The organism is Bacillus sp. M5A3_1b (assembly GCF_053345335.1).
In genome coordinates this window covers 1-16,591 of sequence record NZ_JBKEZY010000010.1, presented here as the reverse complement: position 1 = coordinate 16,591, position 16,591 = coordinate 1, and the positions used below count along the sequence as shown (strand labels likewise).

Sequence of the window (16,591 nt, the reverse complement as noted above, 5' to 3'; positions counted from 1 at the left end):
ATTTCAACACTACAACCTCAACATCTACAAGAAATTATTAAAAATGAAAAGTGAGGAGTTGCATAATGATGAAGCTATCTCCCGTGAGTTCCAAAAATATTGTTGCTGTTGGCTATAATCCTTTTTCTATGATTTTACGCATTCAATTAAAGAATGGAATGTATGATTTCTTTAACGTGCCTGAAAACATTTACACCGGTTTATTAAGCGCACACTCTAAAACTAATTATCACAATACTTATATTAAAAATTCTTACCGCTATACTAAAATTTAAACTTAAACAGAATGAAAAAAAGAAAGGAGGTAGTCCCCCTTTCTTTTTACAATCATTTCACGACTTAGCTATCTTCTATTCCTCTTATTCATTTCATCATATGCTTCAATTTGTTTTTTTAATCTCCGGTCTGCTTTTTTATCATGTACAACTAATATCGCATGTATAACTCCTGGAACCCAAAATATTAATGTTAATAGGAAGTTAATTATTGCTTGAAATGGTTTTCCACAAAATAATACGGCTACTGGTGGTAGTAGAATTGCCAATAAATACATCATCTCTTGAAAACTCCTTGTTTTGTATTTTTTATCTCTCTTCTTTTCATACGCTCACAAAACCAATTATTTTTATATTTCATACATTCCAATTAAGCATGAAAAACGTTTCTACTCTTATATATTCTATTCAAATGCCTAAAAACCTACTACTTCAATCTTACCACGTATGTAAAATTGAAATCCCCCTTCCTTTATCAAATGTGTATTTTCATATTTTTATTTTTTCTAATCTCTCTTCTTTCTCTATTATAGTTAATCCAATCGCAGAAATAATAGTTCCTATTGCTTGTATCCAAATACCAATGAGTGCTATTATCTTCTCATTCTTTTTATCAACCATACTGCCTTCATTTTCTATTTCGTTCTTTGATACATTAATAATACCTTGATACGCTTGAAGTCCAGCACCTAAACTTTGCAAAGAATTACCTAGTATTATAATTCTCTGTATTGCTTTCATCTGAAGCAAAGCTGCTTCTACTCCTAAAAAAGCACCAATCGATTGTAAACTGTTCCCGACAATTATGAGATAATCATTCTCTTTCAATTGTTTATTTATATTAAAATATGTTCCTATTACATTTGATATATTCCCTAATGCTAATAATTCAATGCCCATTTTATCGAGCATTTCACTTTTATTCTCCAAACACATATTTTGATTTTCTCTTTCAGCTTCATCTCCGGTATCATTACTCGCTATTATTTGTAATATATAACCGAGGGCTTGTAATGAGCTTCCTACAATTATAAGATCTGATTCAACTTTCTCTTCTCCAATAAATCCTCTTGTCGTCCCAATAGCCGCAGTAAGATTTCCTCCTACTTGAAACCATGCTCCTGTCACTTTTAAACCGCTTGGATTCATTTTTATCACCTATTTAGAAATTTTCTAGTGCTTTTTTCGCCATACACAAATGACATCCTTTATCTCATATTTATTTTCTATATGTAATTTTGTGCATTCTAAAATGTGTTAATCATACAAAAAAGCACCTTTAAGGTACTTTTTTTTAGACAAAGCGTATATCACTGAAAATATGCTAATTAAAAGATACGTATACAATTCAAAATATATTTACATACATTCTGGGCATGTCAATGAAGCTCCATTTTTATCTATTGTTATATTTAATATATATTGAATCGCATTACGTGACCACATTTCAGGTGTGGGTGATTCATTTACATACTGTGGTGCACATGAATACAGCATTGAGGTCCTGATACTTCCGCCCGGATCTAAAGCAACAACAGCCATACCAGAGGGTAATTCAAGTGCCATAGATTTCGTGATACCTTCAATTGCAAACTTTGAGGCACAATATGGCGCAAGCTCAGCTTCTCCCTCTCTGCCCCAACTAGAACTCATATTAATAATCATTCCTTCTTTCCTAGCTACCATCGCTGGGACAAATGCCCTAATTACATTTACTACACCATTTACGTTTACATTCATTATATTTTCGAATTCTTGAGCGGTTACTTTCCACAGTGGCCCATTTTTATTAACAATCGACGCATTATTTATTAACAAATCTGGTGCTCTATTTCTATGAAGTATATAATTTGCCCAACTACTTACTTGCTGGGAGTCTGAAACATCGATTATTTGAAAATCATGTATATTACCGTAATATTTTTTCAATTCTTCAATTTTATCTTTGGAACGTCCACAGCCATATATATTCCATCCCAATTCATGAAATCGATCAACCATTGCACGACCTAATCCTTGCGTCACTCCTGTAATCATTACAATTTTTCCAGTTTCGTTTCGTTGCATGTACCTCTCCTCCTTTATAAAATTTTACACTCTCCCTTTTCATTCAGCCATTTACTAAAGTATCAACTCATTTCATACTTTAGTAGGAGTTTTTATGTAAGCAAAAAGAGTAACCATAACAGTTACTCTTGCTTATATATCAAAAAAATCATTATTTATTTCGTTATTGCTTTTATATTTCAGCTTCTCTTTCCCGCACTTCTCACATCGATACATATAAGCTACACCTAACTTACCAGTTTTAAAATCTTCATTATCCTGCATCTTAATAAAACTATATTTATGTTTACAGCGGGATTCATCCCCAAAAATTTCAAACCATTTTTTCAACATAGAACAGTTCACCTCTATGAATGCTTCTTCATCTATTCTTATTACATACTTTTATTTAAATTCTCAATCTCATTTTGCAACTTTTTGAATTGTTCAAAATGCATAGTGATAGATTGACTGTTACCATAATCAACACTATGCTTCACAAATAAGACACCAGTGTCATGAAAAATTGCTTCCAGTTCTTTTCTGATGGTTACTTTCATTATATGTGCTGTTTTAATAGCCGATAAAATTGCAATTTCATTTAACTTTAATTTTATTTCATTTGGACAAAATGCTTCTTCAACCAAAATAACTTCATTGCTATAAATAAGTGCAACAAGATTACTTGATTTTGCATCTGTTAAATCTACTTTTTTTATAACATTATTCATTACATTTTGCCTCCTTTGATTTCGCATATATTAATTATACAATTGTTTTTTAAAATTAATCGACCTTACATTAATTTTAACATACTTTTATTGTAGGATTAAGCTACACTTCAAACGTTTTACTATTCCACAATTTTTGTTACATGAACCATTTGGACTATAAGACCATATAGTAGTGTTAACAAATGATTGTAAAGCGGGTGAAAACTATGCCCTCAGTTGTAGGGAATTTAGTTGTACAAAATAGTAACGGTTCATTTAATTTAGGCGATTTCTACAATGTTTCTCCGAAAGAAAATACGAAGGCTTATAATGGATCTGGTGCTTCAAATGTTGGTTTTGTTGTTAATACTTTTAATGGCGTGAGCGCGACTAATACGTTTGATTCTGACCTTGCAGATCAAAACCAAGTAGGTACAGCTTAGTCCTATTTTTTTCATCGTACTGTTTAGGAATAATAAATTTGTCTATACTATAATCAGGCTGTTACACAGCTATTATTGATTTTTGGAGTACCCTATCTTTTTCTCCCTTTCCCTGGGGCTTAGCAGCTAGTATGAAGCTAGCTGCTTTTTCGTTTCATTTTTTCTGTTCCTCATTTAACAAAAATAAAAAGCTAAAATTTAAATTTCAGCTTCCTTTACGTTATTTCAATAATATCTGTAGTATTAAATACGTAAGTTTTATAAAATGCGTCCGTACATATTACAATGCGCTTTAGCGGGTTTATATGCACTACTGTCATATAACTTGTAAGGATGTAACCATCTTCAAAATATGTCACCAATATTTCTTTCTCAGACAATAATGACGTTAATAATTTATCAGAAATTCTCTCTTTTGCTTCGTTTGTTAAGAGCGGTTTTTGTACTTTAAACTTCTCTCCAATAACCTTTCGCAAACTTAACAACTGTTCGGACATTACTGTAAATGGAACCCATTCTCTTTCTATTTTCTGCACCTTTACATCATTCATTTCTTTATCTCCTTGATCATTTATCCATTCAATTTCACACATAATGGTACTCAACTATTCTTTCATAATGCTAGGCTCATATTTATCCGGCATTAACAGGTAGTGAAGCTCCTACCTCAAAATCCGCTATATGCGAGAAGGTAAGACAAAAATCAACTGCCCGTAAACGCTTAATTGGTGAAAGCTAATAAATAACGGACGATGAACACCCAACTAATTAAAGTTTCACTTTATTTCTTATTCGTATACTATCTACACATACAAGAACGTTCGTTCTAATTATACACGAACCTACGTTCTTTTGGAATGATTTATATTATATTTTTATCCATCATTTATTTTTTCTTCATCAAGTGAGCTTTTCACTTCTTATATAATAGGCCGTTCACATATCAACAGAAAAAGCGACTTCATACAAAGTGAAGTCGCTTTTTCTAATAACGTATATTTCTATATTTACTTTTCTATCCTGACAATCGTTCTTTCCGGAATACAAATCTCATCTATATTAAAATGATTTATTTTTAATTTTAATTCTCCCACTCGTTCCTGATCTTCATCACCAACCCAACAACTGAATAATTCAAAATAGTCCCCTCATTTAAATAACTTTCCATAATCGAGCATAAAGCTAATAGCTTTTTTTAGCTTCTTTCTTCTCCTTTTCACTTTGCCACTCAACAAGTTCAATGCCCCAGCTCGTTGAAACTTCATACGTGTAACTTGTTTGAAATTGAAACTCTTGTACAATTTCAAGCATACTCTCATCTAAAAAGTACGATCCAAAAACAATTGCATCATTAGAATCTGGATCCGTTAACGGAATTTATACATTGCACCCTATATAACTTGCTAAACTCATTTTTACTCCTCCAATATTCGTATACAAAATACTTTATATGAACATTTATCTACTCGAATATAAAATCCCTGCATAAACTAAAAAGTTTTAATTTTTCAAGTTTATTAGCCAACTATAAATGAAAGCATATATTATAAAGAACGAACTCACAAAATTTAAGGGATTTATAACGAACCACAATTCATTCCTTATGAATTTTTATGAAAAGAGAGCAATTTAAACACTCTCTTTTCGTACATAATGTATAAAACTATTTATAAATAATTGCCCCTTATTATTACATATATTTTGGTTGTACTATTATATGTAACTCCCTCTCTGTTACTGCTTTTTTTGGGTTACGAAAATACTCTAATTCGTATTTTAATACTTCATACTCAACCATCCCAATCTTGATCCCTTTCGTTTCTTTTAAAATAGCTAATAAGTTACTTATATCTTCATCATGCGATTCAAAAACCTTCCCTCCGCCTTCTCTCTGAAAAATTACTTTCATATTTTCTCCTCCTACATAATATATTTATCTATTAAGTAATTCGTTTAAAAGCATTCTTTCTTTATTCTAAAAATTTCATACTAAAAAGAACATCCTTTTTTAGTAGAATGCTCTGCTTTTCACTTCATTTAACATCAATATTTTTTCAATACTATTGTATGTTTCATTCTGCAAATTATGTTTATCCACTTCAATAAAGAAAAACTTAAATCACTTCAGGTTTTAATTGGCCCGCGCCAATCAGACTACATGCAAATAGTGGAATGAAATTAAGCAAACGAAACATTATAATATCAACATTCTATGAAGCATTGATCATTCCAATTTTTAAAAAATACATAAATTCCCATTGTAATTCTTAATATTTAAATGTAATATTATATTGTCTTACTATCTATTTATAACACACACACTAACTAGAAAAGGGAACCTATATAGGTTCCCTTTTCTAATTACAATCATTATTTCTTTTCTAGAAATTCAAATGTATTTTTAAATTCTTTATTATTCACCTTAATATCAGCATCTTTCAATAAATCATTGACTACTTGTTGCTTCCATTTACCTGTCGTGTCTTGTAGTCTTTGCTGTTCTAAATCTTTACGAATATTATCTTTCACTTCATCAAATGGCTTCAATTCTTTTTTATCTGTCACTTTAATAATATGGTAACCGTAAGTTGTTTTTACCGGATCACTTATTTGTCCTGCATCTAATTTATATGCAGCTTCTTCAAATTCTTTCACCGTTTGCCCTGGAGCAAAACCAGCTATTTCTCCGCCTTGTTCTTTTGAACCAGTATCCTCTGAGTATTGCTTCGCTAAAGCTGCAAAATCTTCTCCATTATTTACTTTCTCTTTCACTTCTTTAGCAGTCTTTTCATCTTTCACTAAAATGTGACTTACCTTCATTTCTGGTTTATAGTTATCTTTTACATCTTTTTCTGTGACAGTCGCTTTAATCGCTTTCTCAAATGCGATTTCTGGCTTCATTTTTTCTTTTAATTCATCTTCATTTTTCAATCCAACTTGCTCTAAAGTCGATTTGAAGTTGTCACCCATTTTATCTTTTGCTTCTTCTACTTGTTTTTTTGCTTCCTCATCTGAAACTTTATATTTATCTAGCAACGCCTTACTTAACACCATTTGGTATAAAGTACTTTCCCCATATTTTTGTCTTAATTCTTTACTTAACTCTTTCTCTGTAACATTTCCTACTTTTGATGTTACTACATTGTCTGAGGAACCACATGCCGATAATGCCAATACTACGCATGAAATAATTGTTCCTAAAAATAGCTTTTTCTTTTTCAATTCAAAATACCTCACTTTTATTATTATATAAGAATAACTATACAATGTACTTGTGTTAACAATGTGTTTTCCACATGTAATTCATTTCATTTGAATAAACTATGTATCTTGTTCTTTTTTGTTCAAATATTAAAGGTCATCTTACTATTTATCAGTAAAATGACCCTTTACGTATTCCTATAGATTCTTAATAGTTACATGTTCTTCCAGTATCCAATTATTTTGCCCGATATCTACCGCATTTTTGGCTCTTCCCCACACACGAAAAGATTTTGATCCATCAATATTTCCTTTATAATTTATACATTCAGGCTCTGCATAATAATTCACTCCATACCCAACAGGATATTTTGAAACTGCATAAAACCATTCTACATCAAAATGTTTTACATATACCCACTGTTTATCATTGCCTAAGCAAATCATATCTTTATCTGCGTCTTCCCAATAACCATGTAAGACTAAATATGGATTTTTTTGAGTGATTGTACCTGTAAACTGAGGATTCGTAGGATTTTCATATACGTTTATGCCATATCCATCAGGATATTTTGAAACTGCAATACCAATACCCTTTGATTGCTGTATATTCTCTTTGTTAAATTGAATAGATTGATTTACTTGGTCCGAACCTATAAACCAAGAAAGCGACTTATTTCCTATTAATTGATTTAAATCACATTTCCCAATACCAGGAACATTTCCCGCATCAGTATATTGCCAAATATCACACGGATATGCTGGCTTATTTCCTCCATAACGAGGAATCCATACAAAATCAACTTCAATATTACGTGCTCCAAATGATACATACGTGTGATGCCCCACGTATAGTCCTACTTTTTTCGCACCTAAACGGCGTAATTCATCTATAAACGCTTGTGTTCCCCCTTGCATATCCATCATCGTTTGAATTTCTACGTCCACCACCCAAAACTTAGCAGATTTATCGCCACGACTCCAAAAATCTTGTGCCTCTTTCCTTGCATCAGCAATAGATATAAAACGACAAAATGCATAATTACCAAATGGAATACTGCGTTTCTTCATTTCATTCACATAATTTTGATACATAAAATCTACCGTATTCGAGCCATCTTGAACTCTAGCAATAACTAAATCTAGCCGAGATGCTGCAATATCCCAATCAATAGTTCCATTCCATTTTGAAATATCGATAATATACCCCACTACAATTCATCCCCTTTTTAATATCATATTCAAAGCTTGTCTTATTGAAAGCCCCTTATGCCTAATACTAGCTATCTATAATATAAATAAAGAAAATCTATATTTTTTTCAAAATATACGATCTTTTAATTAAGTTTCTACTAGTTTTTCATAATCTAATCACACCATTAATCTCCATATCATTATCAACTCAACTAAAAATTTCATATTATATATTAATACGCCTTTACAAACTCAACAAAAAACGCAGTATACAATACTGCGTCTTAGGAGCTGATTTCATGGAAAAAAAACCTATCGTGGTCAAAGTTCCACCCAATTCAAAACTAAAAATTACATTTTTCGGCCCTTGTAACGAGGTAATTACAAATGTTTCTATAATTAATCAACTTTCCACACCTAAGTGCCAAACTATTACGCAATATCCAAACTATAAGAAATTTGAAACTGAAGTACAATCATTATCCAGTTGTTAATCCGTTTTATTCATACTCCTTACAATTCGGTTAGCTTCGCGACTTTGGTAATAGACCAACATTACTCATTTCATGCTATTCCATTGATAATCTATTGATTTTTTACACGTTTTTATTAGTCGAGCATATATTATCGTATGGAGATTATCCACTCATAAAACCTATCTTTCTTTAGAGCGTACTTTTTATGTATGCTCTTTTTTATTTACCTCTCATTCTGTACACATAAACCTGCTCACTTTTATATTTCACGGGCAATCAACCTACCTGCTGCTTATAAACAATTTAATCAATGTGTAATCAACAATACTCCTTTATTTATTATACATTCACTACACTGTTAAATTAGTATATTGATTCAATCATCTTTCATTAATATATTCCCCTTCTAAATTGACCATAAATGTATTAAAATTCTTTATATACTCAAGGAGGTCAAATATGTTCAAGTTGTATCCAATACTACTCATCTTAGGATTTATTTTATTTTTATATAGTGTAATCGTCTTAATATTTTTCCTTTCTATACAATAGCAATACCTACACAAACCTATGTTAAATATGTAATTTCTATATAGTAAAGAAAACGCCCGTAATTATACGGCCCTTTATGTATTTATAAAATAAGATGTCTTTTCTATTCCATAAGACGACTAGCAAATATAATGCCTAAGAACTTTCACAACCATGTTACTCGTTTCGTTGTACGCTTTTTATTACCTGCAGAATATCTAATACTCATAATAAGCTAGCACTTTTAACCTTACATCCTAGCATGTGAAATTCTCCTGAAACAAACTATATTTAACCTATTTACTTATATATTTTAGAAAAACAATAATAATCCCCCACCATTTGGTAAAGGGGATTAACTAAACCTACTGAAAAGTAATATATTCTCTTCGTTATTTTATTGGTGAAGGAAATCTTGCAGCTTCAAAATGAACCGTATTCAAACCATTAACATTTTGAACAATTACTCCAGCAACACTACTCTCAGCAAAAACTTCAACTGAATCCCCTGCTTCTAATTGAAGAATAGACGTTACTGAAACATCATTGTTAAAAAATACACCGGTCCCAAAGAAATCATTATCAATTGCTATTGCTGGATTTCCATTCACACGAATTTCTACTCTAGCTCTGTAATTTACATTAAAATCATTTGGAGAGAATGTTATATTCCCTAATACACTATATACCCCTTTAGTCTTCGGAATAAAAATAGATGTTGCTGCATTATATTCATTCGCTAAATCAAACTGTTCATTTTGAAATAATACTTTAACTGAAGTATTTTCCGGAACAGGTTGATTCATTGTATTAACAGCTCTAAATGCAGACGCCCTTACAAGCTTTTCTTTCTTATCATCACAACAATTCACTTGTACATACTTTCTATCACATTGACTATTTTTTCTAAAACAATCGTGACTTTTCTTTTTGTAATCTTTACAATACTTACAGTAATAATAAGACGTAGTAAGTCCCCCTTTAAATTTATTATTACATACTATGCAATATAGATTAGAATAGCTTGGACAAACTGTTACTATTTTCAATAGAATAAAATATCCCCACCATCTTGGTGAGGATTATTCTTTCTCTTTTGTTTACTCGACTTTATTTAATTGGAGAAGGGAATCTTGCAGCTTCAAAATGTGAGCCGTCTTCTGAAGGACTTAAAACTCCGTCTATGCTACTTTGTGCATAAACCTCAACTTGATCTCCTTCATTCAATTGAATAATCGTCGAAACACTTACTACATTTCCAAAACCTATTGGACCGAAAAAGTCATTATCTATAGCTATTGCTGCGTTTCCATTTACACGAATTTCTACACGAGCTCTATAATTTAAGCTAGGATCGTTTGGAAAGAAACCAATCGTTCCAATAATAGAGTAAACTCCTCTAGTCTTCGGAATAAAAATAGACGTTACTGGATTATACTCATTTGCTAAATCAAATTGTTCATTTTGGAACAATACCTTTACAAAAGTATTGGCAGGAACCGTTTGATTCACCGTATTTCTAGCTCTAAATGCAGATGCCCTAACAAGCTTCTCCTCGTTGTCATTACACTTACTCGTGCTCTTACAACAATCATGCTGTTTCTTTTTATACTCTTTACAATACTTACAGTAGTAATAGCAAGACATACTAGTTCCCCTTTCATGCTTATTACTACATATTATGTAAGAGGGATTCGCAATGTTTGGACGAGCTATTGTTTTAGCACTATACTTGTCGCCTATTCATATACACTTGAGAGGAAAACATATTAATAAAAACACAACCTAGATGTATCGTGCAATCCATTCAAATTTAATGGATTGCACGATACATCTATTTTACTTTCAATACAAAAAAGAGCGAATCTACATTCGCTCTTTCCCACATATTTATGGCCCAAAGCTTACCATCCAACCTAACATAAATCCAAATATAGCAAACAGTAGCATAAAAACAAATAAACTACATGCCCACAATGCATATTTTCGACTTTTGCTTTTTGTGATCATACCTACGACTGAGCACACCACTCCAATACCAACTATTTGTAGAAAACCTTTATCTATAAATGTTTCTTGAAAAAGCAATATAATATTTAAATACAATAACGCTAAAAAGGCAATAATTAATGAAAGAGTCCCCATCCACGTTTCCTGTTTATAAATACGATTCTTTCTTTTTTTTAAGAATGCCAATTCCATAACCTCGCTTCACCTACTTTCAATTTTCTAACTTTTTCGTGGCTCATCAATTTTTCAACTTCTACTTTAGGCCCAGTTACAACCATCCCGTATGTTTTTACCCCATTTTTTTCAAGGAAAGAAATACGCTTTGACAACTCTAATACTTTTGCTCTAGATAGCTTCACTGCTAAATTTTCATGCTTCTGTAATGACTTTAACACCTCAATAAATTGTTCCTCATGAGGTGAATCACTCACAAAAGCACCACTTGGTCTTGAAATCATATCTGCCGGAAAGCCAATCGGAGCAACATACATACCCTCGTCATTCGTTTGCTTCTCCTCTAACCCTGTATTAACGGCATACCAGACGATATCAATAGTGGGAAACATATTCGTTACCTCTTGTACACTCAACAATTCTCTAAAAGATATAAATGCTTCTACAACAGATTCTTGCGGAAGACCCTTTAATACCTGCGCTTCTTCACTACTATTATAGGATGCATTATAATTATTAGGATGAGACAATACCTCATTATCTATATATGGGACTTCTGGAATTTTTTCATCTGTTGTATATTCACGGCTAACTTTCGTTGCTCTACTAAATACATAATCTGTTTTCTCTTCTCCTATTCGAATATCTTTCTTCCCTACCCTTTTATACAAATCAAAATGCAATTGTAAACTAAGCGGTAACAATGTTTGCTCCATGTCCCTATCTTTCAAAAATACATTTGGTTCTGTTACACTTAATGTTTGATTTACTACATTCCGTATCTCCATTGCGTTTGTTGGTGCCAATGTATAATATAAGAGTGTTGATATATATAAAATAGGTTGAATAAGTAATAAAAAAGTAAATACAATTAAAACATTCGTAATACGCGCTCTTTTTTTACCTATTTTCAACACTTGCTCTTGTTTTCCATCAGGAAGTGAAGCCGGTCTTTGATGAAGAGCTTCTTGTAACAATTCTTTATAATCATCTTGTTCAGAATGAGGTTTATCATTTTTCATTTTGACTCTTTTCCTCCTTTAACAATTCTTTTAATCTCTTTCTCCCACGAAATATGTGACTTTTATACGTATTTAACTTTAAATCTAGTACAGAAGCACCCTCTTCGTACGTTAATTGATGTACGTCACATAATAAAATAGCTTGTGCCTCTACCACCGGTAAATTATGAATAATCTGAATTAACTTTTCATAACTATTTTTTGCGACTACATACTCTTCTGTAGATTCCCCCGCTTGTATCGTCTCTAATTCCTCAGTTCCTACAAAAGTTACTTTATTTTCTTTCCTAACAAAATCAATAAAAGTATGATATGCCACTTTAAAAAGCCATGATTTTACCTTTTGATTTTCATAGTCTTCTAAATAAAGATACGCTCGATAAAAAGTCTCTTGCGTCAAGTCCTCTGCTACGTGATGGCTACGAGAAAGGGAAAATAAATACCGGTACACATCGTTTATATAAACCTTATATATTTCTTCAATCTCCATCCCCCTCCTCCTCTCATATATAACACGAATAAACAAATTAAAAAGTTGCATTATTTTTCCTATTTTTTTTATTAATAAAAAAATAACATTTACACATTTCAATAACTATTTACAATTATAAACAAAATACTAGATATTATGGCTGTAAATATCTTTCAAACCCAGTAAAAAAACAATTCAGATGTTCTCCTGCTTTTTGTAGGTTGATAGTTATAGGACAATCATCCTGTACGATATACCCGCAGATAAGACTTCGTTGTTACATCTGGATCTGGTCCGCGTAAATAAATGTTCATATATCCTTGCATACAGAGCCACTAACCATCATTTGTCATAATAAGATAATTCTCACTTTTTCTTTAATCGGTATCTTCTCATCAAAAAAAACACTTGTAGTATGTACGGAGATTATCTCATCGGTTAATTACAAATTGTAGGTGAGGACTATTTGGCGCTTACATATACCCCTCTCCATTTGCGGGTAATAAGGCTCCCAAAAAAATTTCGGAACATGCAAGAAAGGTAGGTAGGAGCCGGATCGTCCGTATATGTCCAATTGGTGAGGACTAATAATCAGTTTGGGATACCTGCCCCCTACTGATTAAACTTTCAATTTATAGATTAAATACAGTTCCATATGGGATAGTAAGAAAAGAACTTCCATACGGTGTGATTTGATGCACTGGGTAAAAATACTCCATGGATGAATAATACGGCTGGATCCCTTGTTGCTGCATTTGTTGTTGCATTTGTTGTTGCATTTGTAACGCTTGTTGAACAGCTTGAACTGTACTTTGTGCTCCGCTAAACGTTATTGATGTACCATACGCTGGGCGAATATCTGCTTGAGAAGCAAAATATGAATAAAACATTTTCCCCACCCACTTCCATATCATTAAATAAATCTGTTAAGCTACTTTACATTCGCTTTATCCCCAAGAGAAATGATAAATATATTCTCCCGTTACACTTTGATTAATCCCATTAATTCTAGCAAACCGCATTAAGTCCGCTCCTTGAAGAAAATACATCGCAAGCATTACTGGCACTTGTGACCACATAAACTGATAAAGCTCCTCGGCTCTCAAGTTTGTCGAAACAATTAAATCATTTACAGGTCCTTGATTCCATACAGAAGTTCTAACTGAAATAAACGGAAGATCCTTTCCATTTACCACTATTCTTGCCATACTTTGAGTTATGTCCACATCAATTCCCTCCATCATTACAAAAATCGGACCTGTGTATTTACTCCTATGGTTATAAATATTCTTGACTTTCATAAATGACTAATGCAAACCTCTATTTTTCGCTTCTATTCAAATGAATTTATTTATTACAGTAAAAAACAAATGAAATTTTAGTATTACTCTCCCTCAACTTCCGTATCATTTAAATATTCCATACCCTTGTTCACTTTAAAAATCTGATATGCAAAATTACATATCTTATTATCTCAATATCACTTTATTAACTACAATTTGATAGAAATTCATTTAAATCACCTGACAAATCAACATTTGTAATTTAATTCCTTATTTAAAATTCTACCTTATTACCCTTAAATACTATATCAGAATAATTATATCGGAATTTCTTGTTGTATACACATCTATCTTTTTCATGTAATATATACGAGAAGAGTAAGGTAAGAGTTACTCTTTGCCATTTTAGGAAAGGTCCTGTTGGAAACAACAGGACCTTTTTTTATATAATCTCATTCCCTTTTATTTCCATAATATTATTTATCAAAAACACTATGCCCACGTAACAAATATCTGTAAATCCATGAATATGCATGCGCTTTATAAAAAAAATAAACAAGCACGTTATTCGTCATTTTAACGATAGCGCGCTTCACTCATCTACTTTATTTGGTTTCTTTGATTTTTCATTCTCTTCTTTTTGGTCTTTCCCACTGCTTTTAAAAACCCTTCCAATGTTTTTTTCGTATTATTATCATTTACTGGGTGTAGATCCATTGCTGTTACCTCCTCTTAGAAAGTATTCCATGAATACCAAGCTCAAGAAATACAATAGCCATTGTGTATGAACATCGGTTTTTCTAGCATCTAGTTCACCTCCTTAAAAATGCAGGATTTCCCTTTCCAATATTGAATTAGTAACATTTGGAAAGGAGGTGTAACATGGCGGAAATTAAAGTGGGACTTACACAATTTTTAGACTTCACACTGAAAAGTAGTGCAGCTAAAACAAATTTTGTAAAGAATTTAAAATCTCAACCTGAATATCACCCGGTTTTTGATTACTGGAAACAATTACGAGAAACTGTTATTAAATTTCATAAAAACGAACTATCTTTTGATTGTTTTGAAACATTAGTACAAACTGTTGATCAGAAGAAAAAGCAAAACTACATTGATGTTATAAAGCAGTACAAAAAATTTATTAAAAACAAAGAAGTCTCTTGGTTTGATCCAGGTAAATCACATTGGTTATCAGATAATTTAATCGTCCGCTCATCACCTGAACTCGGTTTGCTCATTAATGATGAGCCGCATCTTATTAAACTATTTTTCAAAGGAAAAAAAGAGCGAATTGATAAATATAACATCAATTCAACACTGACATTATTAAATGAATCAACATTTTCAAATAAATATAACGATGTGAATTATACTGTCCTTAACATCCAAAAGAACAAAATGTATACGAATAACACTATTAATAATGATCATTTAATAGCTCTTGAATCAGAAGCCCACCAGCTTTCTTATTTATGGAATAAGGTGTAAAAGGGTATAGGTATCTCTTTCAATACCTTGTTCATGCGTAATTCGGGCACAATTTTCACAAATCCAATTCGTTTCTTTTAATTGAAGCTCACCTTCTTGTTTCTCACAAACAATGTGAAGTGAACCCGAATAGTGGTACATGAAAAAAACACCTCCTAAATTCGCATACTAAGTATGCAAATTCAATGGAGGTGTTTTTTCGTATGACGACAAGAGTTCATTACCCAGAAGAAACAAAGTGGAAAGTAATTGAAATGAAGAAAGATGGTTATTCAAATCGTACAATTATGGAGAAACTCGGAATTAAAAATGTTTCCCAAATTAAGACATGGATGAAATGGTATCGTACAGATCAAACGTATCGTTTTCAACAACCTGTAGGAAAACAATATTCTTATGGAAAAGGACCAAAAGAGCTCAGTGAATTAGAACAACTACGTCTAGAAAATAAGCATCTAAAAACAAAATTACTTGTATAGGGAAAGTATCTGGAAATCGAAAGGGGCTGAAACCAGAAACTGTAGTTACTTTATGGAAAAATGTAAAAACAAAAATAACGATAAAAGAATTGTGTAACGTATTAGAATTACCCCGTTCCACATTTTATCGCTGGTTACAACGAACGGAAGATCGGAAAGATGATATAGAAGAGAAAGTAAAGGACATCCGTCTTAGGCATAAATTTCGGTATGGATATCGAAGAGTGACCGCTACTCTTCAAAAAATGGGACTGTGTGTCAATCATAAAAAAGTATTACGAATCATGAGACAAAATCACATTCTTTCAAAAGTACGTCGAAAGAAAAAGAAATATATCAATGGTGCGGAACCAATGGTAGCCCCTCATCGATTGGAGCGTGAATTCGATGCATCCAGACCAAATGAAAAGTGGTTTACAGATGTGACGTACCTCTTATTTGGAGAGCGTACCTTGTATTTATCAACGATCATGGATGCCTTTAATCGTGAAATTATTAGTTGTGTCATCAGCGAATCACAAACACTGACATTAGCGATGAAGACATTGAAACAAGCAATGAGAGGGCGAAGAGTAAAAGATGTCCTTCTTCACTCGGATCAAGGAAGTATTTATACAGCAAAAGAATTTCAAGCGTATGCCAAAGAAAACGGCATTATCACCAGCATGTCCCGGAGAGGAAATTGCCATGATAATGCCGTCATGGAAAGCTTCTTTGGTCATTTGAAAAGTGAAGCTTTCTATTCACAAGAGATAACAAAAGTATCCAACACAACTGTGCG

At 32.1% G+C, this 16,591-nt stretch carries 23 protein-coding genes; 5 read left to right on the top strand and 18 right to left on the bottom strand.

What is annotated here, in order from left to right; translation table 11 throughout:
* Nucleotides 1-65 precede the first annotated feature (65 nt).
* Nucleotides 66-275: a KTSC domain-containing protein gene (locus tag ACLBWW_RS22755; protein ID WP_048546650.1), complete on the top strand. Its 210-nt coding sequence runs from the start codon at nt 66-68 to the stop codon at nt 273-275.
* A 68-nt stretch (nt 276-343) separates the two neighbouring features.
* Here ACLBWW_RS22755 and ACLBWW_RS22750 read toward each other — a convergent pair whose 3' ends face one another.
* The 5 genes from ACLBWW_RS22750 to ACLBWW_RS22730 all read right to left on the bottom strand — a co-directional run bounded on the left by ACLBWW_RS22750 (nt 344) and on the right by ACLBWW_RS22730 (nt 3,052).
* A complete protein-coding gene (locus ACLBWW_RS22750) occupies nt 344-556 on the bottom strand; it encodes a YqaE/Pmp3 family membrane protein (protein ID WP_000990228.1) in 213 nt (70 codons plus the stop codon).
* 208 nt (nt 557-764) lie between these two features.
* The gene (locus tag ACLBWW_RS22745; RefSeq protein WP_048546648.1) at nt 765-1,424 is read right to left on the bottom strand and encodes a DUF6944 family repetitive protein; all 660 of its coding nucleotides are present in this window, start codon (nt 1,422-1,424) and stop codon (nt 765-767) included.
* A gap of 210 nt (nt 1,425-1,634) precedes the next feature.
* On the bottom strand, nt 1,635-2,342 hold the full coding sequence (locus ACLBWW_RS22740) for an SDR family oxidoreductase (RefSeq protein WP_098076295.1): 708 nt from the start codon (nt 2,340-2,342) through the stop codon (nt 1,635-1,637).
* Between the two features lie 132 nt (nt 2,343-2,474).
* Complete coding sequence (locus ACLBWW_RS22735; protein ID WP_048546644.1) at nt 2,475-2,675, bottom strand: hypothetical protein; 201 nt, start codon at nt 2,673-2,675, stop codon at nt 2,475-2,477.
* Nucleotides 2,676-2,716: 41 nt separating this feature from the next.
* The gene (locus tag ACLBWW_RS22730) at nt 2,717-3,052 is read right to left on the bottom strand and encodes a hypothetical protein (RefSeq protein WP_001066873.1); all 336 of its coding nucleotides are present in this window, start codon (nt 3,050-3,052) and stop codon (nt 2,717-2,719) included.
* Nucleotides 3,053-3,261: 209 nt separating this feature from the next.
* Between ACLBWW_RS22730 and gerPF the strand changes: the two genes are divergently transcribed.
* Nucleotides 3,262-3,477, top strand: a complete 216-nt coding sequence (gene gerPF / locus ACLBWW_RS22725; protein ID WP_001141565.1) for a spore germination protein GerPF — start codon at nt 3,262-3,264, stop codon at nt 3,475-3,477.
* Nucleotides 3,478-3,692: 215 nt separating this feature from the next.
* Here the strand turns inward: gerPF and ACLBWW_RS22720 are convergent, their stop codons facing one another.
* The 5 genes from ACLBWW_RS22720 to ACLBWW_RS22700 form a co-directional block, all read right to left on the bottom strand.
* Nucleotides 3,693-4,028: a YolD-like family protein gene (locus ACLBWW_RS22720; protein WP_048546641.1), complete on the bottom strand. Its 336-nt coding sequence runs from the start codon at nt 4,026-4,028 to the stop codon at nt 3,693-3,695.
* A gap of 631 nt (nt 4,029-4,659) precedes the next feature.
* Nucleotides 4,660-4,854, bottom strand: coding sequence for a hypothetical protein (locus ACLBWW_RS22715; protein ID WP_239660882.1), 195 nt, complete (start codon nt 4,852-4,854; stop codon nt 4,660-4,662).
* Between the two features lie 313 nt (nt 4,855-5,167).
* Nucleotides 5,168-5,386: a hypothetical protein gene (locus ACLBWW_RS22710; protein WP_048546639.1), complete on the bottom strand. Its 219-nt coding sequence runs from the start codon at nt 5,384-5,386 to the stop codon at nt 5,168-5,170.
* Nucleotides 5,387-5,847: 461 nt separating this feature from the next.
* The gene (locus ACLBWW_RS22705) at nt 5,848-6,699 is read right to left on the bottom strand and encodes a peptidylprolyl isomerase PrsA (RefSeq protein ID WP_048546636.1); all 852 of its coding nucleotides are present in this window, start codon (nt 6,697-6,699) and stop codon (nt 5,848-5,850) included.
* A 177-nt stretch (nt 6,700-6,876) separates the two neighbouring features.
* Nucleotides 6,877-7,890, bottom strand: coding sequence for a glycoside hydrolase family 25 protein (locus tag ACLBWW_RS22700; RefSeq protein ID WP_098049336.1), 1,014 nt, complete (start codon nt 7,888-7,890; stop codon nt 6,877-6,879).
* 281 nt (nt 7,891-8,171) lie between these two features.
* Here ACLBWW_RS22700 and ACLBWW_RS22695 point away from each other — a divergent pair, with 281 nt between their 5' ends.
* A complete protein-coding gene (locus tag ACLBWW_RS22695; RefSeq protein WP_048546634.1) occupies nt 8,172-8,366 on the top strand; it encodes a hypothetical protein in 195 nt (64 codons plus the stop codon).
* Nucleotides 8,367-9,271: 905 nt separating this feature from the next.
* Here ACLBWW_RS22695 and ACLBWW_RS22690 read toward each other — a convergent pair.
* From ACLBWW_RS22690 to ACLBWW_RS22660, 7 genes are all read right to left on the bottom strand, one after another.
* The gene (locus ACLBWW_RS22690; protein WP_048546818.1) at nt 9,272-9,883 is read right to left on the bottom strand and encodes a hypothetical protein; all 612 of its coding nucleotides are present in this window, start codon (nt 9,881-9,883) and stop codon (nt 9,272-9,274) included.
* 106 nt (nt 9,884-9,989) lie between these two features.
* Nucleotides 9,990-10,526 (bottom strand): C1q-like domain-containing protein, encoded by a 537-nt coding sequence (locus ACLBWW_RS22685; protein ID WP_001278094.1) that lies wholly within the window; start codon nt 10,524-10,526, stop codon nt 9,990-9,992.
* Nucleotides 10,527-10,769: 243 nt separating this feature from the next.
* Nucleotides 10,770-11,081 (bottom strand): hypothetical protein, encoded by a 312-nt coding sequence (locus ACLBWW_RS22680; protein ID WP_048546632.1) that lies wholly within the window; start codon nt 11,079-11,081, stop codon nt 10,770-10,772.
* Nucleotides 11,063-12,085: an anti-sigma factor gene (locus ACLBWW_RS22675; RefSeq protein WP_048546630.1), complete on the bottom strand. Its 1,023-nt coding sequence runs from the start codon at nt 12,083-12,085 to the stop codon at nt 11,063-11,065. Before ACLBWW_RS22675 ends, ACLBWW_RS22680 begins: the two co-directional genes overlap by 19 nt.
* Nucleotides 12,075-12,575 carry a sigma-70 family RNA polymerase sigma factor gene (locus ACLBWW_RS22670; protein WP_048546627.1) on the bottom strand — a complete coding sequence of 167 codons (501 nt, stop codon included), beginning with the start codon at nt 12,573-12,575 and terminating at the stop codon, nt 12,075-12,077. The genes ACLBWW_RS22675 and ACLBWW_RS22670 overlap by 11 nt, the downstream gene beginning before the upstream one ends.
* Nucleotides 12,576-13,189: 614 nt before the next feature.
* Nucleotides 13,190-13,447, bottom strand: coding sequence for a DUF3947 family protein (locus tag ACLBWW_RS22665; RefSeq protein ID WP_048546625.1), 258 nt, complete (start codon nt 13,445-13,447; stop codon nt 13,190-13,192).
* Between the two features lie 57 nt (nt 13,448-13,504).
* The gene (locus ACLBWW_RS22660; protein ID WP_048546623.1) at nt 13,505-13,858 is read right to left on the bottom strand and encodes a hypothetical protein; all 354 of its coding nucleotides are present in this window, start codon (nt 13,856-13,858) and stop codon (nt 13,505-13,507) included.
* A gap of 864 nt (nt 13,859-14,722) precedes the next feature.
* On the opposite strand from ACLBWW_RS22660, the gene ACLBWW_RS22655 reads away from it, so the two are divergent.
* The gene (locus ACLBWW_RS22655; RefSeq protein WP_048546621.1) at nt 14,723-15,331 is read left to right on the top strand and encodes a hypothetical protein; all 609 of its coding nucleotides are present in this window, start codon (nt 14,723-14,725) and stop codon (nt 15,329-15,331) included.
* Here ACLBWW_RS22655 and ACLBWW_RS22650 read toward each other — a convergent pair.
* Nucleotides 15,314-15,472 carry a hypothetical protein gene (locus tag ACLBWW_RS22650; RefSeq protein WP_165775594.1) on the bottom strand — a complete coding sequence of 53 codons (159 nt, stop codon included), beginning with the start codon at nt 15,470-15,472 and terminating at the stop codon, nt 15,314-15,316. The genes ACLBWW_RS22655 and ACLBWW_RS22650 overlap by 18 nt on opposite strands.
* A 62-nt stretch (nt 15,473-15,534) precedes the next feature.
* On the opposite strand from ACLBWW_RS22650, the gene ACLBWW_RS22645 reads away from it, so the two are divergent.
* Nucleotides 15,535-16,591 (top strand): IS3 family transposase gene (locus ACLBWW_RS22645; protein WP_447614252.1). Its coding sequence is split into 2 segments (ribosomal slippage), with 1,058 coding nucleotides annotated over them: nt 15,535-15,787 and nt 15,787-16,591; the frame shifts between segments, so codons are not numbered across the junction. This gene is flagged as partial in the annotation.